The sequence below is a fragment of the Rhizobium hidalgonense genome (genome assembly GCF_002914525.1).
In the GTDB taxonomy this organism is placed as follows: domain Bacteria; phylum Pseudomonadota; class Alphaproteobacteria; order Rhizobiales; family Rhizobiaceae; genus Rhizobium; species Rhizobium hidalgonense.
In genome coordinates, this window is the sequence record NZ_LODW01000076.1 from 1 (window position 1) to 25,604 (window position 25,604).

The 25,604-nt window shown below is 57.0% G+C and carries 24 protein-coding genes and 5 pseudogenes; 11 read left to right on the forward strand and 18 right to left on the reverse strand.

Translation table 11 applies throughout. The features are described from left to right. Both ATY29_RS24580 and ATY29_RS24585 read left to right on the forward strand, forming a co-directional pair. A pseudogene (locus tag ATY29_RS24580) lies at positions 1–300 on the forward strand (transposase domain-containing protein); the annotation flags it as partial. Continuing rightward, positions 300–599, forward strand: a complete 300-nt coding sequence (locus ATY29_RS24585; protein ID WP_088939484.1) for a hypothetical protein — start codon at positions 300–302, stop codon at positions 597–599. The pseudogene ATY29_RS24580 and the gene ATY29_RS24585, both read left to right, overlap by 1 nt. Before the next feature lie 27 nt (positions 600–626). Here the strand turns inward: ATY29_RS24585 and ATY29_RS24590 are convergent. Continuing rightward, positions 627–894, reverse strand: a pseudogene (locus ATY29_RS24590) (IS481 family transposase); the annotation flags it as partial. Between the two features lie 442 nt (positions 895–1,336). Here ATY29_RS24590 and ATY29_RS24595 point away from each other — a divergent pair. The 4 genes and pseudogenes from ATY29_RS24595 to hisC all read left to right on the forward strand — a co-directional run bounded on the left by ATY29_RS24595 (position 1,337) and on the right by hisC (position 4,311). Then, positions 1,337–1,843 (forward strand): helix-turn-helix domain-containing protein, encoded by a 507-nt coding sequence (locus ATY29_RS24595; protein ID WP_081282835.1) that lies wholly within the window; start codon positions 1,337–1,339, stop codon positions 1,841–1,843. A 527-nt stretch (positions 1,844–2,370) separates the two neighbouring features. Then, positions 2,371–2,466: pseudogene (locus tag ATY29_RS37840) on the forward strand (adenylyl-sulfate kinase); the annotation flags it as partial. Between the two features lie 100 nt (positions 2,467–2,566). Further along, positions 2,567–3,055, forward strand: coding sequence for an adenylyl-sulfate kinase (locus ATY29_RS24600; protein ID WP_064823792.1), 489 nt, complete (start codon positions 2,567–2,569; stop codon positions 3,053–3,055). 158 nt (positions 3,056–3,213) lie between these two features. Beyond that, positions 3,214–4,311 (forward strand): histidinol-phosphate transaminase, encoded by a 1,098-nt coding sequence (gene hisC / locus ATY29_RS24605; protein WP_085861402.1) that lies wholly within the window; start codon positions 3,214–3,216, stop codon positions 4,309–4,311. A 451-nt stretch (positions 4,312–4,762) separates the two neighbouring features. On the opposite strand, the gene ATY29_RS24610 is transcribed toward hisC, so the two are convergent. The 15 genes from ATY29_RS24610 to ATY29_RS24685 form a co-directional block, all read right to left on the reverse strand. Then, positions 4,763–5,701, reverse strand: coding sequence for an SIR2 family NAD-dependent protein deacylase (locus ATY29_RS24610; protein ID WP_085861401.1), 939 nt, complete (start codon positions 5,699–5,701; stop codon positions 4,763–4,765). 30 nt (positions 5,702–5,731) lie between these two features. Continuing rightward, complete coding sequence (gene nifT, locus ATY29_RS24615; RefSeq protein WP_004678514.1) at positions 5,732–5,944, reverse strand: putative nitrogen fixation protein NifT; 213 nt, start codon at positions 5,942–5,944, stop codon at positions 5,732–5,734. Between the two features lie 4 nt (positions 5,945–5,948). Then, positions 5,949–6,266 (reverse strand): nitrogen fixation protein NifZ, encoded by a 318-nt coding sequence (locus ATY29_RS24620; protein ID WP_064823790.1) that lies wholly within the window; start codon positions 6,264–6,266, stop codon positions 5,949–5,951. Between the two features lie 64 nt (positions 6,267–6,330). Beyond that, on the reverse strand, positions 6,331–6,537 hold the full coding sequence (locus tag ATY29_RS24625; RefSeq protein WP_008536545.1) for a 4Fe-4S binding protein: 207 nt from the start codon (positions 6,535–6,537) through the stop codon (positions 6,331–6,333). Between the two features lie 34 nt (positions 6,538–6,571). After that, positions 6,572–8,050, reverse strand: coding sequence for a nitrogenase cofactor biosynthesis protein NifB (nifB, locus tag ATY29_RS24630; protein WP_064823789.1), 1,479 nt, complete (start codon positions 8,048–8,050; stop codon positions 6,572–6,574). Between the two features lie 213 nt (positions 8,051–8,263). Further along, the gene (gene nifA / locus ATY29_RS24635) at positions 8,264–9,952 is read right to left on the reverse strand and encodes a nif-specific transcriptional activator NifA (RefSeq protein ID WP_011053431.1); all 1,689 of its coding nucleotides are present in this window, start codon (positions 9,950–9,952) and stop codon (positions 8,264–8,266) included. Positions 9,953–10,172: 220 nt separating this feature from the next. Beyond that, positions 10,173–10,472 (reverse strand): ferredoxin family protein, encoded by a 300-nt coding sequence (locus tag ATY29_RS24640; RefSeq protein WP_004678523.1) that lies wholly within the window; start codon positions 10,470–10,472, stop codon positions 10,173–10,175. A 12-nt stretch (positions 10,473–10,484) separates the two neighbouring features. Beyond that, the gene (locus ATY29_RS24645; RefSeq protein ID WP_004678525.1) at positions 10,485–11,792 is read right to left on the reverse strand and encodes an FAD-binding protein; all 1,308 of its coding nucleotides are present in this window, start codon (positions 11,790–11,792) and stop codon (positions 10,485–10,487) included. A gap of 9 nt (positions 11,793–11,801) precedes the next feature. Further along, on the reverse strand, positions 11,802–12,911 hold the full coding sequence (locus ATY29_RS24650) for an electron transfer flavoprotein subunit alpha/FixB family protein (RefSeq protein WP_085861399.1): 1,110 nt from the start codon (positions 12,909–12,911) through the stop codon (positions 11,802–11,804). Between the two features lie 15 nt (positions 12,912–12,926). Further along, positions 12,927–13,775, reverse strand: a complete 849-nt coding sequence (locus tag ATY29_RS24655; protein ID WP_004678528.1) for an electron transfer flavoprotein subunit beta/FixA family protein — start codon at positions 13,773–13,775, stop codon at positions 12,927–12,929. 176 nt (positions 13,776–13,951) lie between these two features. After that, positions 13,952–14,335, reverse strand: a complete 384-nt coding sequence (nifW, locus tag ATY29_RS24660) for a nitrogenase stabilizing/protective protein NifW (protein WP_008536550.1) — start codon at positions 14,333–14,335, stop codon at positions 13,952–13,954. A 339-nt stretch (positions 14,336–14,674) separates the two neighbouring features. Continuing rightward, on the reverse strand, positions 14,675–15,871 hold the full coding sequence (gene nifS / locus ATY29_RS24665) for a cysteine desulfurase NifS (protein ID WP_085861398.1): 1,197 nt from the start codon (positions 15,869–15,871) through the stop codon (positions 14,675–14,677). A gap of 969 nt (positions 15,872–16,840) precedes the next feature. Then, the gene (locus tag ATY29_RS24675; protein WP_009995752.1) at positions 16,841–17,158 is read right to left on the reverse strand and encodes a HesB/IscA family protein; all 318 of its coding nucleotides are present in this window, start codon (positions 17,156–17,158) and stop codon (positions 16,841–16,843) included. A gap of 528 nt (positions 17,159–17,686) precedes the next feature. Next, positions 17,687–19,138, reverse strand: coding sequence for an RNA polymerase factor sigma-54 (rpoN, locus tag ATY29_RS24680; RefSeq protein ID WP_004678547.1), 1,452 nt, complete (start codon positions 19,136–19,138; stop codon positions 17,687–17,689). Positions 19,139–19,213: 75 nt separating this feature from the next. Further along, complete coding sequence (locus tag ATY29_RS24685; protein ID WP_004678566.1) at positions 19,214–19,753, reverse strand: peroxiredoxin; 540 nt, start codon at positions 19,751–19,753, stop codon at positions 19,214–19,216. An 803-nt stretch (positions 19,754–20,556) separates the two neighbouring features. Here ATY29_RS24685 and ATY29_RS36485 point away from each other — a divergent pair. Further along, positions 20,557–20,646: pseudogene (locus ATY29_RS36485) on the forward strand (L,D-transpeptidase); the annotation flags it as partial. On the opposite strand, the gene ATY29_RS24690 reads toward ATY29_RS36485, so the two are convergent. Next, positions 20,636–21,352 (reverse strand): Crp/Fnr family transcriptional regulator, encoded by a 717-nt coding sequence (locus ATY29_RS24690; RefSeq protein WP_064842863.1) that lies wholly within the window; start codon positions 21,350–21,352, stop codon positions 20,636–20,638. The pseudogene ATY29_RS36485 and the gene ATY29_RS24690 overlap by 11 nt on opposite strands. A gap of 446 nt (positions 21,353–21,798) precedes the next feature. Next, positions 21,799–22,122: a hypothetical protein gene (locus ATY29_RS36490; RefSeq protein ID WP_125461504.1), complete on the reverse strand. Its 324-nt coding sequence runs from the start codon at positions 22,120–22,122 to the stop codon at positions 21,799–21,801. 306 nt (positions 22,123–22,428) lie between these two features. Here ATY29_RS36490 and ATY29_RS24695 point away from each other — a divergent pair, with 306 nt between their 5' ends. The 4 genes and pseudogenes from ATY29_RS24695 to ATY29_RS37850 form a co-directional block, all read left to right on the forward strand. Beyond that, on the forward strand, positions 22,429–23,607 hold the full coding sequence (locus ATY29_RS24695) for a cytochrome P450 (RefSeq protein WP_010009913.1): 1,179 nt from the start codon (positions 22,429–22,431) through the stop codon (positions 23,605–23,607). Positions 23,608–23,627: 20 nt separating this feature from the next. Beyond that, entirely contained in the window at positions 23,628–23,882 is a 255-nt protein-coding gene (locus ATY29_RS24700) for a ferredoxin (RefSeq protein WP_004678571.1), read from the forward strand. A 229-nt stretch (positions 23,883–24,111) separates the two neighbouring features. Beyond that, on the forward strand, positions 24,112–24,639 hold the full coding sequence (locus tag ATY29_RS24705) for a nuclear transport factor 2 family protein (protein ID WP_004678573.1): 528 nt from the start codon (positions 24,112–24,114) through the stop codon (positions 24,637–24,639). A gap of 48 nt (positions 24,640–24,687) precedes the next feature. Next, positions 24,688–25,032: pseudogene (locus ATY29_RS37850) on the forward strand (SDR family oxidoreductase); the annotation flags it as partial. Positions 25,033–25,604 lie beyond the last annotated feature (572 nt).

Sequence of the window (25,604 nt, forward strand, 5' to 3'; positions counted from 1 at the left end):
AAGCCTTCGCCCGGTTCCTCGACGACGGCAGACTGTGTCTGACGAACAATGCCGCCGAACGAGCCCTGCCCGGCGTTGCTCTCGGAAGAAAGGCATGGCTATTCGCCGGTTCCCAGCGCGGAGGCGAGCGTGCTGCCTTCATGTATTACCCTAATCGTCACGGCAAAGATGAACGATATCGATCCGCAGGCCTGGTTGGCGGACGTGCTCGCCCGCATGCCTGGCATTCCCGTATCACGGCTGCCGGAACTGTTGCCGTGGAACTGGCCCGCCGGAAGCGCCCGGCAGATGGCGGCCTGATGGCGCGCCCGACGCATGTCTACACGATCAACTACGTCGCCACGCTGATTGGCGAGAACCTCGAACTCATCCAGGAGGTCGCCAGCAACTCCGACAACATCGACTATGGTGAGATGATCCATGCCCATGACGGCAGCGAAGAGGGCATCACGACCTTCACCGACCGGGGCATCGAAAGCTTGAAGGAGTTCCTCGCCGATATCCGCACCTGGGAAGGAGGTGTTCGGCAGTTCCTTGTCGACGAGCAATGCGATCGCGACAAGATCGAACGCATCATGGCAGACGAGCCGAAATCATAAGCCCTCGCGGCCTTCGCCGGATGGATACGGCTGATGAGCGTAGAGGCAATCATCGAGCGGCAGCAACGTGTGCCGGCGGAAGGCGACGATAGCGGCCTCTTCTTCGAGGGAAAGGGTCGTCGAGTGTGGGTCCTTGGGCCTGTAGGAAGGTCGACCAACGATGTCCGCTTCTTCCATTTCGCCACGGTTTTCTGGTTGATCCCGTATCGCTTCGAAAGCGTTCTCAGGCTCTCTTCACTATTGCTCGACGGATTGCCTCTGTCGTCGTGGCGCTCCCGTGTAGAACCTGGCCCATAGTGCTTCCCTCCATGCCAAGGAAAATATTGCACCATCAAATGCCGGAACCAAACACCAGAGCAGCCAGCGCGCGGAGCCGTGATTGGTTTGCCGTGAACCGAGAGCTCCGCGTGCAGGACAAAAGGCCACCATGCCCGCACACGACGTCCCGGGAGCTAGACGAGGAAATGAAGCGACCGTTATCACCAAAATCACTGAGGGTCATAGCCAATTTGGCGCAAGTGGATAATCCTTGCGTGAAGCGATTTCGGTGTTATCTATGTGTATGTACTTGCAATCACTGATATATTTTGGTGAACGATAGCTATCGGGCGAGGTCCGCGTGGCCCAAAATGCGCCAAATGAGATCGAAACGAAACATTGGTGGTTCCAAGCACATCACTTTCCGTATAAAGAGCTTCGGCGCATTTACCTCAGTCGGAGCAATGTCAGGACCACCATTGAAGCAATGGATTAATGAACTCGGTTTGCAACAAGTCGATGATCCAGGCATAGACAAGCCGGTCTATCGAAAACCTTTTGACGGACGGATTGCACTTAGCGCCGAACTCGAAAACTTGATCAGCATCAGCCTTCGCGAAGCCCGCGATAAGCGAAAACTCCCGCGCTCGAAACTGGCGCCCTTGCTTGGCATCACTAAGCAGGTCTACGGCCGGTACGAAAATGGAGTATCCCGCTTGACCGTGAGCCGACTGATTCATCTGTGTGAGGTTTTGGATGCCACTCCGGAAGAAATTATCGCCCCGGCGGCACCTTATCTTTGGGGCGAAACGGAAACCAAAGCGGTTCTGCTGCTGGCTACTATCGTGAAGTTGCGGACTTTCGATGAAGAGATCTTGCAAGATATTTTCAGCTTACTAAGCCGCATAGACGAGACCGGTAGCGATAGCGGCGATCGTGCCATGAAAGTCGCGTCTACCAGCGCCACTGCAGACGATTGCGAATAGGACGTAGATCGCTAGCTTCAATAAACAGAACGTGCGTCCCTGATGAAGTTCCATCAGAAACCGCGACCAACCGCTCGCGCCGTTGCAGGTTGCCGAAGCGAGCTTTGCGCAGGCGGTTAGGACTAGCTGGCGACCGTTCATCGCCACTCCGGGACATAGGTGGGTAAACCGGGGAGGGCGCAGTTGGGTCAACTGGTCCAACGCATCCCTGCTTTCGGCCGCTGGAGGGGACGCGCGGTCGTCTTACGCCGCGAGTGCCAGGGAGGTCACGTCAAAGTCCAAGAAACCCGTATATTCGACATACAAAGCATCGATAATTCCATTCATACAATCCATTTTACCAATCTCCCGTGATGATGCATTAGGAATGATCTCAGACGCGAGTGACGGCGAAACATTTGACGATCCGGACTGGCTATAGCGCGAACCCGAGCAACGGCGCCGACATGCATCGGGGTGGCCAATGCTTCGATCGCACAGTGCGTGCTTCAAAAACAGCAGCAGGAAATACCAAAGGAGGTCTTTGCATGCGTTCTGAGGTGCGGTGGAAGCTGTGCTGGGAAAACGAGCTGGAACTCATCGACCACGTCGATCCTCCCGAGCTCTTTCGCAAAGCCCAAGGGCCGACCGGGGTCTTCAATTTCAGTGGCAGCCAAAGCTGGGCAAGGCGCGCCGACAACCTGCATTGGCAGGCGACCGACGCTGACAAGGGCGCGCGCGGCGATGAAGAGTCAGCAGCCAGCCGTCCTCCTTTTGTTCACTGGACTTTCCGGCTCCGGCAAGTCGACAATCGCCAATGCGCTCGACCGGCTGCTGCATGCCCACGGGAAGCACACCTACATCCTCGACGGCGACAACGTGCGCCACGGGCTCAATCGCGACTGGCTTCAATCAACCCGATCGCGTCGAGAACATCCGCCGCGTTGCCGAGGTCGCCGAGCTGATGGAGGAGGGGAGCTTATTGAAATCCTCGTCGACACGCCGCTTGAGGAATGCGCGCGACGCGATCCGAAGGGGCTTTATCGGAAGGCGCTCGCCGGCAAGATCGCCAATTTCACCGGCGTTTCCTCGCCGTACGAAATCCCTGAGGGCGCTGAATTACATCTCGAAACGGTTGGCCACGACCCTGCGGCGTTGGCGTTTGAGATCGAACAGTTCCTCGAAAGGCGAATGGAGCAAGTGACGCATGAGTGTGAGAGTGGGGAGGCTTGACCATTGGCGGCTTGAAGCGGCCGCGGCGGTCCCTGGCCTATTAACTACGCGGCGACCGTAGCAGCCCGCAGGCGGGCCGCGCCAACGTCCGATGTGGCTTCAACAGGAGACAGCCGATCACGCGCTCACGACTCGGCTTACTGAAACGGAGAAAAGATATGGCTGATGCAAAGCTGCAAGCCGTGCTTTCGGCTCTTTCGCCGATGGCGAGACAGCTAAATGCGCTACCCTCCAATCAACCGGGGCGAGATGCGAACTGCGTTAAACTAAACACGAATGAGAATCCGTTTCCGTTGCCGATGATGGTGATGCAAAGTGCGCTGGCGGCCCTCGAACGGCATTATCTGTATCCCGAAGATGACAATCTGAGCTTGCGCGACGCAGCCGCCAGCGCGTATGGCCTCTCCCAGGATCAGGTGGTCGCCGGGAACGGCTCGTCGGAGCTGCTTGGGCTCATCTACAGAGCATTCCTCGACCCGGGAGATAGCGTTGCGATGATATCGCCAGGTTTTTCCTTTAACCGCAAACTGGCCAAGTTGCAGGGTGCCAGATTTCTCGAAATCGAATGGGGCGAGTCTTATTCTCTGCCAATCGAGCAGCTGCTTCTTGGTCCAGCAAAAGATGCAAAATTCATACTGCTGGCCAATCCGAACAATCCAACGGGAACATTCGTTCCGGTGGCTGAAATCGACCGCCTCGTCGCGCAATCGGACCAGTTGATAGTGGTGGATGAAGCGTATGTCGACTTTGCACCCGATGATGCCCTGCGCCTTGTCGATCGTCATCCAAACCTTCTAGTATTGAGAACACTTTCGAAAGGCTTTGCAGCCGCGGGAATTCGCGTCGGTTTCGGCTTTGGTCATCCTGAACTTATTGGGAGGCTACGCAACCTGCAAAATGTCTTTAACATGAACGTGATCGGCCATGCGATGGGCATTAGTATCCTTTCGCACCGCGCCGACTACGACGAGAACCACAGATATATTAAACATGAAAGACACAGAACGACCACTGCCTTGTCTCAATTGGGCTTTTCTGTCATTCCCTCCCACACAAACTTTTTGCTAGCTCGGGTGCCACCCGGACGAGATGGCAAATGGTGGCAAGCGTCTTTGGATAGGCAGAACATACTTGTAGCCGTCTTTCCCGATGCCGGTTTGGAAAATTTTATCCGCGTCAGCATCGGCACCAGAACCCAAATGGACGCGTTCCTTTCAGCCGCCAGGGACATCATCTCTGGAAGTATGAAGACGTAGAGCTAGGCGGTTAGAATTATTGGCCACACTGCTTGTCACTTGGAAACACCAAGTATCGAAGTCCATATTGTGGGATAAAGATCACAAATAAGCGCAAGACCGTAAAGCGTGTGCCGTCTCGATCCCGTTGATTACGCGTGTTATTGGCGCACGAGTGGAGCACCCGGTGGCCGATGCGAGGCTTATTTCTGGCGATTCCGGCCGCGGCTCTGCCGCTGTATTGGGAATGGTTTAGGTTTCTTCATAATCGGTCCTTCGCATTGACATTGAGCGAACAGTAATCTGCGGTCGTCGCCGATCTTCCGTCGATCACCTGCGACAGAACCTCGATCCGCGAAAGATCACGCTCGCTCATCGCCATTGATCCCACCCGCAATCCCCTACGCCAGCAAACGTGGGCAGTATGGCATTCGAACTTGGCAGAAACAGAACGTTTTCAATCTGCGGCACTCTAGCCGCTACAGAGATTCGAAGCGGAAGCCGTGCGGCCATGGTCACCATCCGCCTTGCTACCAAATGGTACAAGCAGAGCCGCGGCTTCGCCGATCGGCAGGTCGACCACCGTGATTCCGCTTGCTGCAAGGAAACGGCGCTCGTTTTTGGTAAGGCCTTCCGCATCAAGTACTGCAAAGTGGGGGCCGTGAGAGCGCTTGATGATCTGTCGAGCGTAGATCCGGAGCATCTGATCGTTGAAGCGGCAGCCAATGAAAAGAAAACCGCGATCTATACGCCGTTCTTTCACCATTCCAGGTATTGGCGTCTGGATATCGATTTCGGTTAGGACTTCCACGTAATCGGAATCGGACACCAGAAAGTTCGAAGCTGGTATAACACTGCCGTACGGCGCATAGAGGACCGTCTTTGGCACTGAGACGCATTCGACGTCTCTCCCGGACAGATCGTAAGTTTTTGTCCAAATGTCGCCGCCGCCGTTTGCACGCGTGACGCCCTGAATCTCGACGACATCCGTTCGACCGGTCTTCGCGAAAGCCGCACGCATTGTCCCGTCGTACCAACCGTCGACGATAAGGGAGAGCGGCAGCGTTGCGAGCCAGTCGTGGAGGGCGGTCGGCGCCACGGGTGCTCCAAATATTTCTGCCATCCAGGCCTGAAGCGTCCGGCGATGCCGTCGCTGTTCAATAAACTGCGCGACGGACCACATATTGCTGCGTATCCTGGAAGGGGCAGGTGTGCGTTCGTTGAGTGCCGCGGAGACGGCTTCCGGGGTGTCCGGTACAGGTGGTTCCGTGGATTGCAGCCGAAGGAGATCCGGGCCGAGATAGGGAACGATCCGATCTGCAGCGAGCGCTTCCTGAAGCAGCCGAAGTCTTTTTTCGGCGTCACCGTTGCGAATGATCAGGAGACGGTCCGAGGTCAAAATTTTATTCATGCTGTTTTCTCTTACCTCTCGTTTGCAGCATCAGTCCTCGTCAGGAATCTTCCTTGCGTGGACGGTGATCGGCAGAGGCGTATCCCGCGATAGCTTGGGCAAGACGAGTCTCCAGCCGTTCCTGAGAGTGATCGTGCCGCCCCACATGTCATCAGCCTCGACATCTACGATCGGCTCTTCGAGATCTTTCTTTGGTACGTAAGCCGACAAGCCGGCGCTCGTTCTCCGAATCATTATCTTCATGTCGCTATTCCTTCGTTGGGGGCCCCGCGATTTCAGCAGCGCCGCAAGCAGCGGCGTTGTCTAGACTCGTCAGTTCACGGGCACGCATGCCGACGATAGTGCCACGTTCGACCCATTCGACGGCATAGATGTAAAACTGCTGGAGAAAGGTGCCGATGTCGCGCACATAGCCTTCGTCGCCCTTCCGCACCAAATTTTCGCCAATTTTTTTGCCAGCATAGGTGCCGTCATTCTTTACGTGAAGTCTGGCCCGCACCCGCTCGCCGGGTGTAAATCGTGGAGGCCTGTGGATTTCGACCTCCTGTTCACGTCCAAGGCCCATGGGCATTCCTCCTTGCAGGATATCATTGAAGGCTTCTCCGCAGGAGCCCCGACCATGCTGAAGGTCAAATCGCAGGTGCGGCGGGGACGCAGGTCTTCGGCACGGGGCAAACCTCCGCGCATTGCTGCGTTTCGAAGGTACCCTTGCATTCGGTGCATTTTTCCGGGTCGATAACGTAGATCTCACCTTTGAACCTGATCGCACCGGAGGGGCATTCGAACTCGCAGGCACCGCACTGGGTGCATTGGGACGCTATGATCCTGAAGGCCATTTTTAAACTCCTGAAGATGTTGGATTAAGAGCGCTCACGCCGTCGCCGCTTGTGGTTCGACGCCAAACTTGGCGGCGTAGAGGGTGCCGATGGCGGTCTCGATGTAGTCATAGCAATAAGCATCCGTTGCCCGAATCCCGGCCTCCATGAGCTTAGTCTTAGGGCACTCCCCGATCTTGGCGCATAGCACGACGTCAATACCGACCAGCGCAGTTATGATGCCGTCGAGGGTGGCTTCCTCGCCCCTGCCTCCGAGGCAATACTGTTCGATCTTGCGATGCCCGACGTAGGTGATGCCTCTCGACGAAGCTTCGTATACTTGGAACTCCTTCGCATGGCCGAAGTGCTCGTTGATGCGACCGCCACCCTTTGTCGCGACCGCGACGTGGAGGGACCCATCGCCGGCTGCTTTGACTGTCTCGATTGCCTCGCTCTTGGCGGTCGCGTGATCGCCGCGTTCGCGGGCGATCACTTCCCGATAGGCCTCGCGCTTACGGGCGTCATAGGTGATCTCTCCGGGAAGCTGGTCGAGTGCGAACTCCTGGCCCCGATCATCCCCAAGCAGGCCGACGGCATCGGCCCTACACTGCCGGCAATGGCGCATTAGCTTTGCGCCGCCTTCGAGACGATCCTGGAGCGCCTTCAATTCGAGCGCCCGCGGGCCGCGCTGTCCGGTCAAGCCGTAGTAGGTGCCATGGGCCGGATCGGAAATAAGCGGCATGACGTTGTGCAGGAACGCCCCCCGCTCCTTGACCCATTTATTTACCTCGACCAGGTGTTCGTCGTTGACACCAGGAATCATCACCGAATTGACTTTGGTGATGATGCCGCACGCGGTCAGCATCTCCAGGCCCACCATTTGCCGCTCGTGCAGAATTCTCGCAGCTTCGATGCCGGTGTAACGACGGTTGCGGTAAAAGATCCAGGGATAGATCTTTGCGCCGATTTCAGGGTCAACCATGTTGATCGTAATTGTCACGTGGTCGACATTCATGTCGACAAGTTCGGCGACGTGATCCGGCAGCGCAAGCCCGTTGGTGGAGATGCACAGCTTGATGTCGTCGATCTCCCCCGCAACTCGTTCGAACGTTTCCTTTGTCTTCTTCCAGTCGTAACAGGCATCGCCCGGTCCGGCGACACCCAGCACGGAAAGCTGCGGCACTTCGTTGGCGACGGCAATGACCTTGCGCAGCGCCTGGTCTGGCGTCAACTTTTCCGAGACGACCCCAGGGCGGCTTTCGTTGGCGCAGTCATATTTACGATTGCAATAGTTGCACTGGATATTGCAGGCTGGTGCGACCGCGACATGCATGCGCGCGAAATAATGGTGAGCCTCTTCTGAATAGCAGGGGTGGTTTTTGATCTTCGCCCAGATAGCCTGGTCCACGTCGGCCGGTTTTGTGGACACGCCACATGACGAGGATGTGCAGCCACTCGGTTTCGCGGTCGCCAGCAATTGATCCAAGGATGTCGTGCTGGTCGCACTTTCAAGCGAAATCATCGGTGCGGACATTGAGTGCTCCGTTGCTAGTTGACGTCGCCTTTCAAAACGCAAAAGCCATGCCATCCCAAGGACGGGATTTGCTTTAAGAATTTGCATTTATTGCCCGATTCCGACCGTGTTCGGACACAGACTTGTCAAGCTTCCGACAGTCGACAAAAGAGTTGTCCGTAAGCCACCAAACCAGGCATTAGAGATCGAGAAGGTCCAACATCACCCAGGCGCTTAAAGCTTTTTCACCTCGATGCGATGCTGGCGTAGAGCATAGCCGACCTGACGAGGCGTAAGGCCGAGAATACGAGCCGCTTTGGCCTGAACCCATCCGGCCTTTTCCATCGCCTCGATCAACCGGTCCCGTTGCGTGAGGCGCGACTCCATTGCGGGACAACCGGAACCGTGCGGATCACAAGCCTTGACAGAAGATACCTCGTCCGACGCACCGATGCTCCCGCCCGAGCGCGGCGATGAAGTCGGCATCACATTGCTCCGGGCATGCCCATCGACGGTGATGCCGCCGGGCGACCCGTCGGTTTTCCAGAGGAGCGACGAAAGGCACTGACTGTTCTTGCAGGCAAAATCAGACGAAACGATCGAGCTTGAACGCGCAAGGGTGGCAGTCCTTCGCACGCAGTTTTCGAGTTCCCGGACGTTACCTGGGAAATAGCATTGCGACATCACCTCGATCGCCGACGACGAAAACGTCAGCTCGCGTTGGTTCTCCTTGTTGAATCGGTCAAGAAGAGCGTTCGCAAGGCGTGGAATATCGCCGGGTCGCTCTCGAAGCGGCGGCAGGACAATTGGAACTACGCTGATGCGGTAATACAGGTCGGCCCTGAATTCGGCGTTTGCAACAGCCATCTCGAGGTTCTTATTCGTGGCGCATATGAGCCGGACGTCGACCGCAAGCGTCTTGGTTCCGCCCACCCTCTCCAGTTCGCCTTCCTGCAGGACGCGCAGCAGTTTGGCTTGAAAGGCGGGCGAAATCTCGCCAATCTCGTCAAGCAGAAGCGTTCCGCCATTTGCCAGTTCGAAGCGTCCGGCGCGCTGCGCGATGGCCCCGGTGAAAGCCCCTTTTTCATGCCCAAACAGCTCCGATTCCAGGACGCCTTCGGGCAGCGCGGCGCAGTTCAATTTGACGAACGGCTTGTTTTTACGAGGGGAAAGTTCATGGATCGCCTGTGCAAAAAATTCCTTGCCGGTGCCGCTTTCGCCCCGCAGAAGCACGGTGGAATTCGTCCTCGCCACCACCGAGACGGTTTCAACCACCTGCTGGAGAGCCGGGCTATCCCCGATAATCCCGTCGATTTTGACGGGTGGATGTCGGCCCGGCGCGCCCCTTTGCGCGATGATCGGCTTCTCCGGTCTCTCTTGTTCGCCGATAGGTCGCCGACCCTCCAGGTTCAGGAAACGATGAAGCCTGATCGTCCGACTGACCAGATTGGCGACCATGGTCAGAAAGCGAACGTCCTCGTCGGCGGGGAAGGGGGCGGCGTCGTTCCTGACGCGATCGATCGATATTGTGCCAAGTATTTTATTATCGGCTTTTACCGGAACGCCAATAAAAGAAATTGGGACGGTGCCGCTGCTCCAAGGCGGTTGCGGCTCAGCCTGAAATAATTCGGACTTGCTGACATCCTTTACGATTAGGGGCATACCGGTCGTCGCGATATGGTCGATTACGGCCTTAGGTATAACGCCTCGAGCGGCTGATTGAGAGGATGGGGGGATGTCGCCAGTTGCAGCAATCTCGGGCTGACCTTCAGCGTCTAGAACAACGATTGCTCCGCATCGAATCTGCAGAAAGGAAGAGAGGACGTTCACGACGTTGGCAAGCGTAATCTCTAGCCGGGCGGGGGCAGTCAGTACCTTTGATATCTCGTAGATTCCGCTGCGCTGCGTGCCCGCTTGGCGCATAGGTCCAGCAGGTAGCGCAGATAGGGGTTCCGCTCCATCGACCGGTCGGGCGGGCATGTGGGTCATTATATGGCCTTGGGTTGTCTAACGTTTCTTATAACCCTTGCTTGCATGTATATATAGTAATTTCTAATGCCAATCTGCAACGCGCACCTCTGCAAGTTTCCGATGCGCCCGTCTGCAAACCCAAGTTGGTTCTGAATCGTGGAGTTGCAAACCTTTATCCGAACTTGAAGAGAACGCCGAAACCGCCTCTCGGATAGTTCCACTCGATATCTCCACTTGCCTCGCATAGTACGCGGCACGTGCCGCACTCCATGCACCCGTCGGCGATAACCTCCACTTGGCCCTGGTCATTCAATTCGTAGCACTTGGCCGGACAGACACTTGTGAGGGCATACAGATTTACGCTTGGCCAATCGTGTGGACGCACCCTAATATGCGGGCGTCCGGCATCGACCACGTATCGATTTTGGTAAAGCTTGTCCTCTACGCGTATGTTCGTCACTGCAACCGTCATCTCATCTCTCCTTTATCGCCACGCGCGCGCCAAGCGAACCGCGTCACCAAACAGCCCCCAGCGGGAGCGTGCCTTGATGAAGGTGCCCGTGGTCGCCCGTTCCTTGTCGATCTTCGGGGTGCCATCGACTCGCACAAAGTTCTGTGCGGCCTGCGACAGCAACCTTGGATAAGTCGTGAAGAAATTGCGGGAATTGGTGTGCAGCAGGGCAGGCATGTCCTTGTATTTCCGCAAGTCTTTGATAACGAACGACTTTTCAAGCATCGACTTGTAAAGGGAGAGGTTCTCCTTGACCATCGGCTTTTTGCGATTCTTGATCTGGACGATTGCTTCGCCGGCGATGCGCCCCGACGTCATGGCGAGGTTGGACCCCTCGCGGTGCACCGCATTATTAAGTTGTGCCGCGTCGCCGACGACGACCCAGCCGTCACCAAAAAGCTGCGGAATTGCCTTGTAACCACCTTCTGGAATGAGATGCGCCGCATATTCCTTGACTTCCGCTCCTGCGATCAGCGGCTTTACCGACGGATGGCTTTTGAATTTTTCGAGCAGATCATAAGGACTTTCCATTGTTGCCGCGAATTCGGAGACAAGGCAGCCAATGCCGATCGAGATCGATTCTTTGTTGGTGTAGAGGAAGGCAAGCCCGGCCATGTTGCGAGAGATCGTGCCAACTGCCTCGATGACGCAGCCTTCATTGGCCTTGAGGCCGAACCGCTGGTCAATTACCTCTTCGGCCAGGAAATGCATTTCCTTGACGGCGAGCGCGACAGTTTCCGGTTTTGGCGTGTCACGCAATCCAGCACGCGTGCCGAGCAGCCCATTGACGCCCTCTGCGAGAACGACCACGTCAGCAAGAATCACGTCGCCGGCGCGGTCGGTGCGAACGCCAATCACCTTGCCCTTTGGATCACGAACGAGTTCCGTCACGGTCGTCTCGCATAGAAGCGTCGCTCCGGCCTCGCGCACCTTGCGTGAAAACCATTTGTCGAATTGGGCGCGAATGACCGTGTAGCGATTGTGTCTCGACTCGTTGAAGTCGTCCGACCGGTATTGCATACCGATGTGGGACGAGTCGTCCATCATCCAGAAGCGCTGCTCGACTAAGTGCCGCTCCAGAGGCGCATCATCCCGGAAATCCGGCAGGATTTTCTCCAGCATGTCCGCGTACATGATGGCGCCCTGCACATTCTTGGAGCCCGGATACTCGCCACGCTCCAACTGCAGCACCTTCATGCCGCGGTTCGACATCGTGTAAGCAGCTGCGTTTCCGGCCATGCCGGCCCCGATAACTATGGCGTCGAAGTTTTCCTCAGTCATGGGGCGCCCTCAGTTTGCAAGCTTATCGCGACTGTGCGGCGACAGTCGATGGGTGAAGAGTTCCGTTAATGACGGCAGTAAACGGATCGCATCGGTGACGACGCCGAGGTGGGCGAAATCAAAAATCGGCGCGTTAGGATCGGTGTTGATGGCTAAAATAAGATCAGCTCCCTCGACGCCAACGCGATGCTGGATGGCGCCGGAAATGCCGGCTGCTATGTAAAGCTTCGGCCGGATAGTTTTGCCAGTTTGGCCGATCTGCCGATCAGCAGGCATCCAGCCCTTTTGGACGAGGGGGCGCGAACAGCCATAATCGGCCCCGATCGTCCGCGCGAGTTTCTTCATAAGCTTCACGTTCTCCACCGCGCCAAGACCGAGGCCTCCAGCAACCACGACGTCCGCATAGGCGAGATTCGCCGTCGCCGACTGGCCATCGGACAAGAAACCGAGGACCTTAGTGACGATCTCTTCCTCGATCATCGACACTTTGTGTTGAATGACGCGTCCGATCTTATTATTCCCGCGCGGAGGCATGGCCATGACCCTCGGCCGGACCGTTGCCATCTGCGGCCGGCAGTTGAGCGTGTAGATCGTGCAAAGCAAGGAGCCGCCGAAAGTCGGCCGGGTCGCCGCAAGCGAGCCGTCCGCATCCACATCAAGTTCAGTGCAATCCGCCGTGAGCCCTGTCAACAAGGTCGTCGCCACGGAACCGGCAAGGTCGCGCCCGAGCGTCGTTGCCCCTAAAAGAAGGATTTCCGGTTTGTAGTTAGTAACCAGATCCGTCAATGCTTTGGTGAAAGGCTCATTTCGGTAGTCGGCGAGCAGTGGGGCCTCGACGATGTAGGCCAGGTCGGCGCCATAAGCAAAAGCCTCGGCGATGGCAAACCACGTGGCCTCTCCCGGTGGTCCGAGAACGACGCCGGCAAGCTGGACGCCCAGCTTGTCGGCGAGCTTGCGGCCTTCGCCGAGCAGCTCGAAGGAGACGGAATGCACCTGATCGCGCTCCAGCTCGATGAAGACCCAAACGTGCCGATGGTCCTTAAACTGATCGGGCAGCTCTTTCTTCATGGCGGCACGGCCAGCGGCTGGAGGAGGGCTCTCTCGATTCGTGCTCAACATCGTCGCTCCTTGCCTTCATTCGCCGTCAAAGGCGAGTTCGCTTTCGAGCGCCGGCTGGCGCAAAAAGATCCCAGCGATCAACTCCTCCGCGAGATCGCGCGGTGTTTTTTCCGCGGTGTCGATCTGCTCCGCCTTTTCCGCCCGCTCAGGAGGGGCAAAGACCCTCTTAACGACGGTTGGCGAGCCACGCAGGCCGCACTTGGTGAGGTCCTCTATGCCAGCGTCGGCCGCATTCCACTTCACGATCTGGCTGCGCGCGGCCCGTAGCGCGTCATCGAGCGAGCCGCGGCGGATTTCGTTTGTGCCTTCGAGCATTGTAATTAGGCAAGGGAGCTTGCTCATTAGCGTCTGCGTGCCCCCTTCCGAGCGGCGCTCCACCGTAATCTCGCGCCCATTGATGTCGACAGAGACGATTTTGGCAACGTAGGTGAGCTGCAGGAGGTCGAGGCGCTTGGCGATGCCAGGCCCAACCTGGGCGGTATCGCCGTCGATGGTCTGTTTGCCCGTAAAGACGATATCGGGCGTACCGAAGGCCTCTCCGATCTTCGCGATGGCTCGCGAAAGAGCAAACGAGGTCGCCAGAGTGTCGGAGCCGGCAAAATGACGGTCGGTCAAGAGTACGGCGCGGTCGGCGCCGTAGGTGAGCGCCTTGCGCAACGCGTCCTCTGCCATGGGCGGCCCCATGGTGAGCACGGTCACCTCGCCGCCATGGCGGTCGCGCAACTGGAGCGCCTCTTCAAGGGCGAACAGATCATAGGGGTTGATGATGGTTGGCACCCCCTGACGCATGATTGTGTTCGTCACCGGATGCACTCGTATTTGTGCGGAGTCCGGTACCTGTTTGATACAGATAACTATGTGCATGGCGGTTTCTTACTCCCTCCCTCTATGGGTGGCGGGCTTGTCAGTACACATGCTTGCGTGCATCATTCGTGCCAACCGTTTGGCGTTCTCTATCACATTGAAATGGCTTCGATTCCGACGTTGCTAGCATATGACTGAATTGTAAGCTTCCCGACATTGTCGTGTCGCAACCGTGCTCATTTCTTTTCGAACGGCTTCAGGAAAGAGTCTAACGGGACAACGGTGCGGCCGGGTGTGACAGGTCTGTTCGGATTGTGGTCCTTGAGCACCTTGAAGACCCGGTGCGAGAGCGGCGCGGAGGTCGCGAAATCACAGTAGGCCCTTTCCAGTATGGCACGGGCACGAGCAGCGATTACCCGGTCTGGGAGATGGGAGAAGTCCTCTGCCGCGAGGTATTGGCCCATACGCTTCATGATATGGAGTCGTGAGACATCGAGAACCTTCGGGTCATAGGGGACCCCTAGGGCTGCGAAGAACTCCTCCGCAGCCGAGAGAGATTTCAGCCGATTGAGGATGTCTTTGACATCGACGGGACTGCTGTCAGCGGAGCAACGGCACATAAGATTCCCCCTGGTCGTGAGCGGTGATCGCGAGATCGTTCTCCCGTAGCTTAAGCTGCAACGTACGGAATGCGTGGTTCGACGCGGCTAGGCGCAAGGCAGTCGCGTTGCAACTGGAGTCGGCATAGGCTGGTGGTCGGATGCGATCCACCGATGGTGTCGAGAGATTGATTAAGATGATATGGCGCTGGGCCCCCTCCATGAACACGCATGGGCGGTGAACCGGCGATCTATGTGACTGAGAGCCCCGGCTTTTACCTGATCGTTCATACGATGCCGGTGCCGTCATGCAGGTCGTATCGGTGAAAAGGAATTGCCGTTTCATGAGCGTGCCTGCTCCTACTCCCCTGAACGAACCCGGCTGCTCGTGTCGGCCACGTGGCCGGAACGGGATTGGCTCCGGAGCCTTTCAACGATGCCCGGTAAAACTTCGAGCACCCGGTCGACATCCTCGTCACAGTTATCGCGCGAGAACGAGAAGCGGATTGTTCCGTGCGCCATAGCATGAGGGATATCCATTGCCCTCAAGACATGGCTCGGCTCCAGCGAACCGGAGGAGCAAGCAGAGCCGGAAGAGCAGGCGATGCCATAGCGGTTGAGAAGAAGGAGCATACTGTCTCCTTCGACACGTTGAAAGGCGATGTTCGCCGTGTTCGGCAACCTCTTAAGCCTATCGCCGGTTACGAAGGCGCCTGGAACACGCTGGACAATGCCGTTCTCCAATCGATCTCGGAGCGACTTTAATCGGGTCCTCTCGTCGTCTATTGATTTCAGGGCGAGTTCGGCAGCCTTGCCTAAACCGACAATCCCGGCCGTATTTTCTGTCCCTGCGCGTCGGTCGCGCTCCTGATGACCTCCCTTGATCAGTGAGGAGAAAGATAAGCCCCGCCTAAGATAGAGTGCACCGATGCCTTTTGGTCCATGGAATTTGTGTCCGGACAACGAAAGCATGTCGATTGCAGTAGGTTGGAGGTCCATTGGAACCTTGCCGACCGCCTGGACCGCGTCGGTGTGGAAAAGTGCACCGATTCTCTTGGCCATCTCGGCAAGCTTAGCGACCGGGAAAATGGTTCCCGTCTCGTTGTTCGCCCACATGATCGAAGCAATCGCTACACGATGAGTGAGGGCGGTCTCATAGGCGTCAAGATCGAGACGTCCATGTCGATCCACTGGGATCCTGTGTACCTTAATGCCGCGCGTCTTCTCCAGATGGCCGCAGAGTGTCAGCACCGCTGAATGCTCGACTGCGGAAGTCACGATCTCTGTGCGCTCAGGCATCACCTCCAGCGCCGAAAGGATCGCCGCATTGTCGCTTTCCGTCCCCCCCGAGGTGAACACGATCTCATGATCGAACTCGGCGCCGATCAGCGCTTGCAATTGCCGGCGCGCCTTCCTCACCGCCTCGCGGATGGAGGAGCCAAAAGCGTGCGTCGACGAAGGGTTTCCAAACTGATCCGCAAAGAACGGCAGCATGGCTTCAACCACTTCAGGATCGACTCTGGTCGTTGCATTATTGTCGAGATAGATCGCTCTCATGGGTGGATCTCGACTGAGGGGAAGCGGTGACAATGCTGCGGCGTCTTGCACATGCTGTTGTTTGCTAGCCTCGGGCAAGCAGCGCGGGGTGGAGTCGTGCGATGGCGCGTCACGCGATCTTGTTGGCATCGATAACGTCGCATAGCCGCCATCAGTAGGAAGGGAAGAACGTTGTGCGCTCGCGCCTTTTCCAACGGTTGGATTCGCCGCGGCTGCTTAACTAGATGGGTCGCCAGCTTAGCTTGTCGCTGAGAACTGAACTGTTGCAGGCTGCGGCGATTTTTAGACCCTGTCCTACGCGATTGCCGGCTACAACATCGATTTCGACCCTGCCAATTTCTCCAGGCCTCAGATTTCTGTTGTGACGGTCTGATCGTCCTCCTCTGCCGGAACGAGGCTTTCGACGACCAGTACTGTATAAACCGCTGACACGTCTTCGACGGCTTGAACGAGTGTCGTCCGTCTACTGCCAGATCTAGCGAAGTGAGCGACTTGGTCATGAAATCAAGCCTCTTGACACGCACGCGTCTTCGCTCACCTTTCCTCGGCGCGGAACTGCTTGCAGAGGGGGCGTCTCCTTTGGAATCCTGGCCCGGATGCCCGCCAAAAAATTTTGCTGCCTCAGGATAATCCGTTGATGAGCAGACCTTTTTCTCCGGCAGCAAACCGCTTAAAAAGCCTGCTGTCTCCTGACGGACGGTTTGAGGCGCTTCGGCGGGCTTTAGGGTTATGAGTTCGGCCAGCGCTGGCGAGAAGGCGGTCGCTGGGTTGGAACGCAAGGACGACGGCGTCACCAGAAACGCTTCCACCGTTGGATCGACTCCAATTATCAATTCAGGCCCTCTACCGTAGGAAACTGCCCCGGTCTCGCTGAGGGGATTTTCCTGCACGCCGTCGTTCTTCGGATTGAAAAAGGAAACCATGACCTTTTCGCAATAATTCCGCATGGCTCTCTCGCTTTCTCGGTGATCAGCCGAAGGATTTGCCGCAAGTGCAGTTCTGGTGCGCATTGGGATTGTCGAAGACAAAACCGGAGGTTTCTGGTCCCGTCACGAAGTCGATCGTCATGCCGTTGATGTGTGCTTGGGAGTCTGCGTCAACGAACACCTTGACCCCATTTGTTTCGATCACCGCGTCGCCCTGGCCCTGGACGCTTTCTAGCCCCACCAGGTATTTGTAGCCGGCGCATCCACCTGCCTCGACCGCGATGCGAAAGCCTTCCGCCTGCTCGGCTCGGGAAAGCGTTACGTTCATGATTGCGGCGGCATTCTCTGTGAGCTTGATCATGGGATGATTCCTTTTTGTTCGATGGCGCATTTTCGGATTACCGTGCATGCGTCGTGCCAAGCGGTGAGGAAGGCCAAGAGTTCGATCAGCCCGCGTGTTGTATTCCTGCGTCGTCGAACATCGGAGATCTCGAAAGCGCGCCAACTCCAGAACGTCTGCCCGCGTATCTCCGTCTATCATTTTCGGTTGAGGCTCTCGTTGCCGCCGCACCGAAATCCCAGCGGTTCGGCGAAAATGAATGGGAGGCGACAACTGCTTCTAGATTTGTCGCTTGCGCGACATAAAAATTCTGCACGAGTTTCGTGATTAACCGCTTAGCCCCTAAGCGCTTGGGCTATGGAACAGACATCTAATCTTTTCTGGAACGTCAGCTTAAGCGGCCGGAACAACTTTTGAAGCTCCCGTGACGAGGCTGCGGTCGCCAGCCCATATGAAGTCGATCCTCCATGGAGAGGACTAAGCACAATGTCACATGTGCCTCAGTTCCGCGGTTTTTGGGAAAAGGGCATCACCTACGGTACAAAGGACTTATCCCTCCGCGGCCGCCAGTACAAACCGTTTCTCCCGCCGGCGTTGCGCGGACGAGGGGATGTTCATCGCCTCGCGATATTTGGCGACTGTGCGGCGAGCAATGTCGACGCCTGTTTCCTTGAGCTTGGCAACGATGCCGTCGTCGGACAGCACATCATGGAGCGTCTCTGCGGCAATAAGTGCCCTTATCTGATGGCGCACAGCTTCGGCAGAGTGCGCGTCACCGCCTTGTGAGGACGGGATCGCGACGGTGAAAAAATACTTGAGCTCGAACACGCCGCGGGGCGTGAGAATGTATTTGTTCGACGTTACCCGACTTACAGTGGACTCGTGCATGTCGATCGCGTCAGCGATGGTCTTAAGATTGAGAGGGCGAAGATGAGCAATGCCATCTTCCAAAAAGACATCCTGGTGGCGCACGATTTCGGTCGCCACCTTAAGGATCGTCGTGGCGCGCTGATCGAGACTCCGAACCAACCAGCTCGCGCTCTGGAAGCATTCGTTGAGGAATGACTGATCTTTCGAGCTTTGGGCGGTTAGGCGAGTAACTTGCGCAAAATAGGTTTGGTTGATCAGTACCTTGGGCAAAATCTCCCGATTAAGCTCGACGTGCCATCCGCCTCCCGGCGAGGGTAGGACGAAGACGTCGGGTATGATGGATTCCGACCTTGCGGACTGGAACTGGTTTCCAGGCTTTGGGTCAAGTGCACGAATTTCGTTCAACATATCGAGAAGGTCGTCTTCATCGACCCGGCAACGTCGCTTCAGTGCTCGAAAATCGCGTCGCGCAAGCAACTCGAGATTTGCGACCAGAGCTGCCATGGCCGGGTCGAACCGGTCTCGTTGGCGCAACTGAATCTCGAGGCATTCGCCCAGACTTCGCGCAAATATGCCCGGCGGGTCAAATAGCTGCAAAGCCTCAAGAACCCGCTTCACTCCAGCCTCAGGGCTATTTAGCCTCTCTGCTAGCTCCTGAAGGTTCACTTGCAGATACCCAGTGTCATCCAGATGGTCGGCAAGCGCGCCAGCAATCAGCCGCTCCTGGGGTGTGAAGGCAGTGAGGGCGATCTGATGGGCGACATGTTCGTGCAATGTCTCAGTTGACGCGGCGAACTCATCCAGGGAAGGCCTTTCCCCCGGCGAAAGGTTGCCTGTGTCACGGATTGATTTCCAGGGACTAGACAGCTCAGGCATGTCCGTCCTGGCCGGTCCATCAACGTGGTCTTCGCGTGCGCTGATATTTGGATCATCCGCCGCAGTTGGCGATACGCCAGAAGCCCCGCCGTCATTCGACGCCAGGTCGAGAAATGGGTTCTTCTCGATTTCCTGTTCCACGAACTGATTCAGTTCGGTGTGCGCCAGCTGCAGCAAGCGAATAGACGCGATGAGCTGGGGCGTAATAACCAGCGATTGCTGCTGACGCTGATGAAGGCTTGTAAAGGACTTCATGGTTCGAGCAAAACTCCTATCATTCGGCGCAGGTGTGCACGACAAGTCGTAGCTGCTGGTCGTTGGCTTCAATGCTCATACGAAGGCTGGGGCCTTAAGGCATTTCAAAATGTTTTGCGGCGAAGAAACGCCATACGGATCGGTCGCGCAGTTGTCGCCAAAGCCTTCTTCCTCGAACCACCCCTCCACGACGCCATTATTGATCACGGCAGCGTAGCGCCAGGAGCGCAGACCGAAACCGAGATTGTCCTTGGCGACGAGCATACCCATTTTTCGAGTGAATTCTCCCGAACCGTCCGGGATAAGCTTGACATTTTTCAACCCCTGAGACTTGCCCCAAGCATTCATGACGAAGGCATCGTTGACGGAGAGACAGTAGATGTCGTCAATGCCATTCTTCTTAAACTCGACATAAAGACTCTCGAAATCAGGCAGTTGGAAGGTGGAGCAGATTGGCGTGAAGGCGCCCGGCAGCGAAAAAAGGATTACCCGCTTACCGCTGAAATAGTCGTCGGTCGTCTTGTCTTCCCAGCGGTAGGGGTTGGGACCGGATATAGACTCGTCGCGAACCCGCGTGCGAAAGGTGACAATAGGGACCTGCTTTTCCATGGTCATCAATGAAGCTCCTCTAGGAAAATTTATTTGCGGCCTCTCAGTCACGGCTAACACGAATCCGACCTCGGCCCACACGCCAGGGCAAGCAAGCGTCATGCCATTTGGCCTGAAGGAGATGGACTTGCGGTCAGCACAGGGCCTTCGTCGCCGCACTCGTGCGCTGCTCGTGCGGGCGAGCGAATTGTGAAGCCGTTGTGCCGCGCTGACGGCCGGGCGCTGTTTCGGCTACTTCCGACCGCATCTCGATCAAGGTTTCTCTGCCGCCTTTTAGAACCTTAGCATACTGCCCGCCAGTCCGGTCGCGGCGGGAAGGCGCGGGTCACGGGGTTTGAGGTTCTGCTCGTGCGTATGTCTACCCGCGCACGTTTTCTTGTTTGAAACTGCACAAGAAAGTTTGAGGTCCGACAAAAAGGGAGCGCCAGGCTCGGACCGCGCATCGAAAAATGGTGAAACGCAAACGGCTCCGATAATTTCGTCACAGAAGACGACGATGGCGGATATCCGCAGGTTGGGGGCGTGAAGAGCTCGCAGCCGCCAATATCGATCGGCTGATGCCGACCGGCACCCGGGTCGCGCTATGTAGCCTTTGGCCTACGAGCATTTGTTGCTCGGCTGACGTCGCCGCGGAGCTGATATTTTGTTCCATTCACCACTCACCGCTCAGCTCGCTGGCGACGTGCTGGGCGCCCGGCGCCGATGGCGACGCCACCCACCTGCCCGGCGGCTATCCCGAGCTGCAAGCCGGCGGCTCCGGGACTAGAAGTTTTCTCGCCCGGAATGCTCGATGTGGTAGCGCCCGGCACGTCCGTCTGCATCCCGACAATGCCGCCTAGTTTTTTACGCTGGCGCGCCAGGCTGGCCTTTCCAATACGCGGGTGGTAATTACCCGCTGATTTTCTTTGCGAGCGCATCCATGTCGGGCACGGTGATATGCCGGATGTTCTCGATGCGGATGACGCCCTCTTTGCGAAGCCGGGTCAACTGGCGGCTGACGGTTTCGATCGTCAGCCCGAGAAAGTCGGCAATCTCGGCACGCGATAGCGGCAGATCGAAGGCAGTGCTCGTCGCCGTCTCGGCGTGGGCGGCAATGAGGTGGAGCAGGCTTGCGACCTTCTCCTCGGCGGTCCGCCGGCCGAGCGTCAGCATCCATTCGCGCGCGGCATCCAGCTCGTTCAGCGCCTGAGCGTGCAGGCTACGCTGCAATTCCCTAGTCTCCAATATCATGCGTTCGAGCAAATTGCGGGGGAACACGCAGATCTCCGCATCGGTCGCGGCCTCGGCCGACAGCGTGCTTTCGCGCACGAAGGGGCGGCCGACGAAATCGGGGGCGAATTGCAGGCCAACGATCTGCTGGCGCCCGTCCGACATCACCTTGCAGAGCTTCACCACGCCGCGCGTGATGTTCGAATAGAAAGAGTTTTCCGATCCTTGTGCAATGATCTCGCAGCCTGCGTCGACCTTGCGGCGCAGCGAGTGGCGGCCAAGTTCGCTAAGCTGGCCAGCCGACAAGGCGCCGCAAACGACGCCGTGCCGCGCCTGGCAGGAACGGCAAGCGACGGAAGTGCTAATCACGAGAACCTCACTGCGTGCGACGTCCATGTCCTGATCCCTTCGAAAACCGCCTATGCCGGACATGCCCGAGACGACCACGCGGCCGTTGCGACTTCGGCTATCCCTATTTCTTCCAGCGCGTCTTTGATGGCTATCAATTTCATCGGGATTGCGATTTGATCCAGATCAAATCTCCGTACCCACGCTCTTGCCGTGCCAGGCAGGGCAGTTTTGTGGATTTGTTTCGGACGGCATTTTCGGCCGGCCGCTTGAGCGGGCTTTCTGCGGCCATCGCCTTCCGTCTCGGCGGACGGTAGGCCACCATATCCATTGCTGTCAGGCAACACCCAATCGGCAGATTGCCGCCGACTCTTAGGGTGGTGTCGTCGGGCTGGTAGAACTGACATTCAGGACAAAGGAGTAGCACGCTTCGAGCTGTTCCCGGAATTCCGCCGCTAGCTCGATGCAACAATTCAAAGCTACCCACCCTCAAGCTATCCCACTGCATCGCAGTACATCAGGACATTCGTTACTCGTCGCGCTGTCTCTGGCCCCCGGCTGTGGTGGCTGGAAAAAAGTCGCACCTGAATAGATGGCATCCGGCACCTGATGTCGGGTTTTGTTAGATACGCGACACGGCCTTGATCAGCCAATCTTTGTTCTGCCTTGAGCCAAAGCGCTGAAAGGCAATTGAAAAATTTCTTTCCGGCCAAATCAATCAAATTGGCATGAACTTTGAAGTTCTTCTTGCGGGGCGGCAAGGACTGTCGGCCGGTTTCTTTGGTGACCGCCATGGAGCGGAGGAAATCAAAATGCATCTGTGCTCAGAACGCATTTACCGGAAGAGAGGTACCCGTGAAAATCCGATGTCGACCGGAAGGGCGGGCGAGGCATCCAAGAAATTTCGACTTCGGCCAACAAAGCAGCGTGGATTTCAAGCCGCACGGCGATCTGATCGCTGCATCGCATGTCATTGGCGCCTCGCGCTGCTGAGATTGGAAATCTGGCGCTCAACGATTTTGCTCGCTCCCTCTCCGAGGAGAATTCGTTCTCGGCGAAGGGGCTTTGATGACAGGAGAAAAGCAGTGGCTACCATTAGGGTTCCAGAACATGTCCCTCCCGAAATGGTGAAGGACTTCAGCCTGTTCACGTCGCCCGGCATGGAGCGCATGCCAAATGGGGATCCGCACGCAGCTGTCGCTTGCCTCCATAATGGACCGAGAATCTTTTATTCTCCCTGCAATACGCGCGATGGCCGAGGTACCTGGGTCATCGTTCGCGCTCAGGACCAACGCAAATTGCTGCAGGACACCGGAACCTTTTCCAGCCATCGGAGCCTTTTCGCCTCGGCGCTTGGCGAAAACTGGCCGCTGATCCCGCTTGAACTCGACCCCCCGGCTCACAGCGTGTTTCGCTCACTTCTCAATCCGCTGCTTTCGCCCAGGCGGATAATGGAGCTTGAACCGGCGGTCCGTGATCGGGCGATTGCGTTGATTTCCAAGATTTCCGCGTCGAGCACAAGCTGCGACATCTTGACGGACTTCGCCTTTCCTTTTGCGGTTAGTATCTTCCTCCGTTTGCTCGGCTTATCCGATGAGCGCCTCAATACATTCGTGGGCTGGGGGAAGGACCTGCTCCACGGCGACGGCATCAGACGAACCGCAGCCGCCCGAACAATTTTGGCGTTCATCGATGAACTTGCAGCGATGCGCCGCAAAGAACCGGCCGACGATTTCATGACCTTCGTCGTGCAGGCAAAGGTCGACGGCCGCCTGTTGAGAGACCAGGAAATCCATGGAATAGGCGTGCTTCTATTCGTCGCGGGACTGGACACCGTGGCAACGGCGATCGGCTTTGACCTGGCCTATCTCGCGCGCAATCCGACAGAACAGGAATTGCTGCGGAGCAAACCGGATCGAATTGTGCTCGCAGCCGAAGAACTGCTTCGCGCCTATTCGACCGTGCAGATGATCCGTGTGGCGACGAAAGATATCAATTTCGAAGGCGCGCCGATCCGTAAGGGGGACTACATTTCCTGCGCCACGATGATTGCCAATCGTGATCCGGTGGAATTCGAAAATCCGAACACGATCGATTTGGCACGAGAAGACAATCGCCACACCGCTTTTGCGTACGGTCCCCATCGCTGTCTTGGATCACACCTTGCCCGGCGAGAGATCGTCATCGGCCTGGAGGAGTGGCTGTCGCGCATCCCTGACTTCCGTATCAAGGATGGTACGGCGCCCATCACCTATGGGGGCCACGTGTTTGGAATGGAGAATTTGATCCTGGACTGGTCCTGATAATTGAGAGGAGGCAAGACATGGAGTACCGTATGCGCGTCATAGTGCACACTTCCAAATGCCAAGGTCATGCAAGATGCTGGGCCCAAGCGCCCGAAATATTCAATCTTGACGACGAGGGATACATACTGCCCGGTGCAATCGATGTCGAGGAGAGGGACGAACTGTTCGCGTCGCGAGGCGCTCGATCCTGCCCTGAACGTGCGCTGGAGATAGATTGCGTTTCGGATGCGTTGCTCGATCGCCTTTTGTTCAACCAACATTGTGGGGGTTGAAACGCAACGCAACTGGTGCATGACGGCGCCGTCGCTGTCCAAACACCTTACCCGCAGCTCTCCCATTGGTGTCTACTTCTAAGGGCAGTTGTTTACATGCATGCCTAAGCAGAGGGAGGGTTTTTCCTTACGTCAGCCGAGCAGTTGAAAGCTGGCTGCGTCACTGGATGGGTAAGCGCCCCGATATCAGATGTGCGACAAGCGATGAAACACAAAAAAAATTACCGAATTGCTCGACCGCGAGGCGCTCCGCGACTGCCTCTATCGGTATTGCCGCGGGATAGACCGCGCCGATGAAAGGGCGCTGCGCAGTTCCTACTGGCCCGATGCACGTGACAATCACGGGACCTATTCCGGTTCGGCCGAGGGCTTCATCGAGTTCGCCCTTGGTGTCTTCAAGACCGGACCGCGCAACATCCATCAAATCACGAACATTCTGATTGAGTTCAGCAGCCCGGAAAAAGCCGCCGTCGAAAGTTACTTCGCCGCACTGCAACGCGCACCGAACAAGGCCGGAACGCTAAGTCAGGCCCTGATCTGCGGCCGCTATTGCGATCTGTTCCTGAAAAAGGGAGGGGATTGGAGAATTGCCGAACGGACGGTGGTCTATGATCTAGTCGAGGAGCAGATCTTGGCCGCGGCATCCGAGACTGAGCAGTTCGGCCACCGGCAGCCGATCGGAGCATCATGTCCCGATGACCCCGTCTACGCATTTAGGAAGACTGCATTCCTTCAAGAGGGTGAAAGTGAGACTTGATCGATCAGGATTCAGCCTCGAGATCGTCAACGTTGGTCAGGGAACTTTTACGTGCGCATGCCGATGGTTTCGGAACTTGAACGCGCGGGCAAGATAGACCTCACCGCGGTGCGCAGCCGGGTGCCAATGGGTCGCGTGGCGCGTTCAGACGAAATTGCCCGAGCGGTGCGCTTTCTCGCCAGCGCGCAAGCGTCACCGGGTCTGTGTTGACCGTCGACGGTGGCTGGAGATCGTTTAATAACCGGTAGGCGCACCCGCCATGCCCGGGACGCCACGAGCCGAACTCTTCCCTCCTGCCGAGCACTCCACCGCGCGCATTGCGCTTGTCATGGCGGGGCGGACTGCATAGGCGCTGCCGTTGTGCGCCGCTTTGCGGAAAACGGCGACGCGCTTACCAGAACACTGCCGGAGCTGCTCGGAGTTTTCTCCCTCGTCTGCGGTTGATTGGCGCGCATGCGGCGCTGCCGATTTGTTGAAACGCGACGCGATATTGTTCGGGCGCTGTTGATGCAGTTGCATTTAGGCTCCGAGCAAATAGGAAAACTTTTCCTAGGCTCTTTTTGCAGCTGGCACGATTTTTGGATCTACCACATGCCGAGAGATTGGAGTTTTGTTTATCAGCAATGGGCGCCGAGTCGACCGTAATGGTGAAGTGGGGCTTCATACGACCGTATGGGCCTCCCGAAGCCGCCTTATACTTCTTGACAAGCTGGAAAATCGCCAGCGATGGGTTGGGCCATTTGAAAGGCTCGAAGAGGAGGAAAAGAGCATGAACGGCGTTATGTTTCGGACCGTCCACCGCGGTTCTGCCATTGGCGAAGAAGACGTCAAACTGCAACAAGGGCGACGTGTGTCTGTCCCGGCTGCAAATTCAGGTGCGATGTCGCCCCACGTACCGTGAGCGTACGGTGAGCTGTTTTTGCTGATCGGCCAAATCAGGCGATGTTCTGGCATTAGAACCAGCA

Bases quoted from the DNA above. Each gene is read 5' to 3' on its own strand.
- ATY29_RS24625 (WP_008536545.1), bottom strand. From the start codon at position 6,537: ATGGCCTTCAGGATCATAGCGTCCCAATGCACCCAGTGCGGTGCCTGC.
- ATY29_RS24610 (WP_085861401.1), bottom strand. From the start codon at position 5,701: ATGAATAAAATTTTGACCTCGGACCGTCTCCTGATCATTCGCAACGGT.
- ATY29_RS24685 (WP_004678566.1), bottom strand. From the start codon at position 19,753: ATGACCATGGAAAAGCAGGTCCCTATTGTCACCTTTCGCACGCGGGTT.
- ATY29_RS24640 (WP_004678523.1), bottom strand. From the start codon at position 10,472: ATGACGGTTGCAGTGACGAACATACGCGTAGAGGACAAGCTTTACCAA.
- ATY29_RS24600 (WP_064823792.1), top strand. From the start codon at position 2,567: ATGAAGAGTCAGCAGCCAGCCGTCCTCCTTTTGTTCACTGGACTTTCC.
- rpoN (WP_004678547.1), bottom strand. From the start codon at position 19,138: ATGAAGTCCTTTACAAGCCTTCATCAGCGTCAGCAGCAATCGCTGGTT.
- ATY29_RS24655 (WP_004678528.1), bottom strand. From the start codon at position 13,775: ATGCACATAGTTATCTGTATCAAACAGGTACCGGACTCCGCACAAATA.
- ATY29_RS24585 (WP_088939484.1), top strand. From the start codon at position 300: ATGGCGCGCCCGACGCATGTCTACACGATCAACTACGTCGCCACGCTG.
- ATY29_RS24620 (WP_064823790.1), bottom strand. From the start codon at position 6,266: ATGGGCCTTGGACGTGAACAGGAGGTCGAAATCCACAGGCCTCCACGA.
- nifS (WP_085861398.1), bottom strand. From the start codon at position 15,871: ATGAGAGCGATCTATCTCGACAATAATGCAACGACCAGAGTCGATCCT.
- ATY29_RS24700 (WP_004678571.1), top strand. From the start codon at position 23,628: ATGGAGTACCGTATGCGCGTCATAGTGCACACTTCCAAATGCCAAGGT.
- hisC (WP_085861402.1), top strand. From the start codon at position 3,214: ATGGCTGATGCAAAGCTGCAAGCCGTGCTTTCGGCTCTTTCGCCGATG.
- ATY29_RS24695 (WP_010009913.1), top strand. From the start codon at position 22,429: ATGGTGAAGGACTTCAGCCTGTTCACGTCGCCCGGCATGGAGCGCATG.
- nifT (WP_004678514.1), bottom strand. From the start codon at position 5,944: ATGAAGATAATGATTCGGAGAACGAGCGCCGGCTTGTCGGCTTACGTA.
- nifA (WP_011053431.1), bottom strand. From the start codon at position 9,952: ATGCGCCAAGCGGGCACGCAGCGCAGCGGAATCTACGAGATATCAAAG.
- ATY29_RS24645 (WP_004678525.1), bottom strand. From the start codon at position 11,792: ATGACTGAGGAAAACTTCGACGCCATAGTTATCGGGGCCGGCATGGCC.
- ATY29_RS24650 (WP_085861399.1), bottom strand. From the start codon at position 12,911: ATGTTGAGCACGAATCGAGAGAGCCCTCCTCCAGCCGCTGGCCGTGCC.
- ATY29_RS24675 (WP_009995752.1), bottom strand. From the start codon at position 17,158: ATGATCAAGCTCACAGAGAATGCCGCCGCAATCATGAACGTAACGCTT.
- nifB (WP_064823789.1), bottom strand. From the start codon at position 8,050: ATGTCCGCACCGATGATTTCGCTTGAAAGTGCGACCAGCACGACATCC.
- nifW (WP_008536550.1), bottom strand. From the start codon at position 14,335: ATGTGCCGTTGCTCCGCTGACAGCAGTCCCGTCGATGTCAAAGACATC.
- ATY29_RS24690 (WP_064842863.1), bottom strand. From the start codon at position 21,352: ATGGACGTCGCACGCAGTGAGGTTCTCGTGATTAGCACTTCCGTCGCT.
- ATY29_RS36490 (WP_125461504.1), bottom strand. From the start codon at position 22,122: ATGCATTTTGATTTCCTCCGCTCCATGGCGGTCACCAAAGAAACCGGC.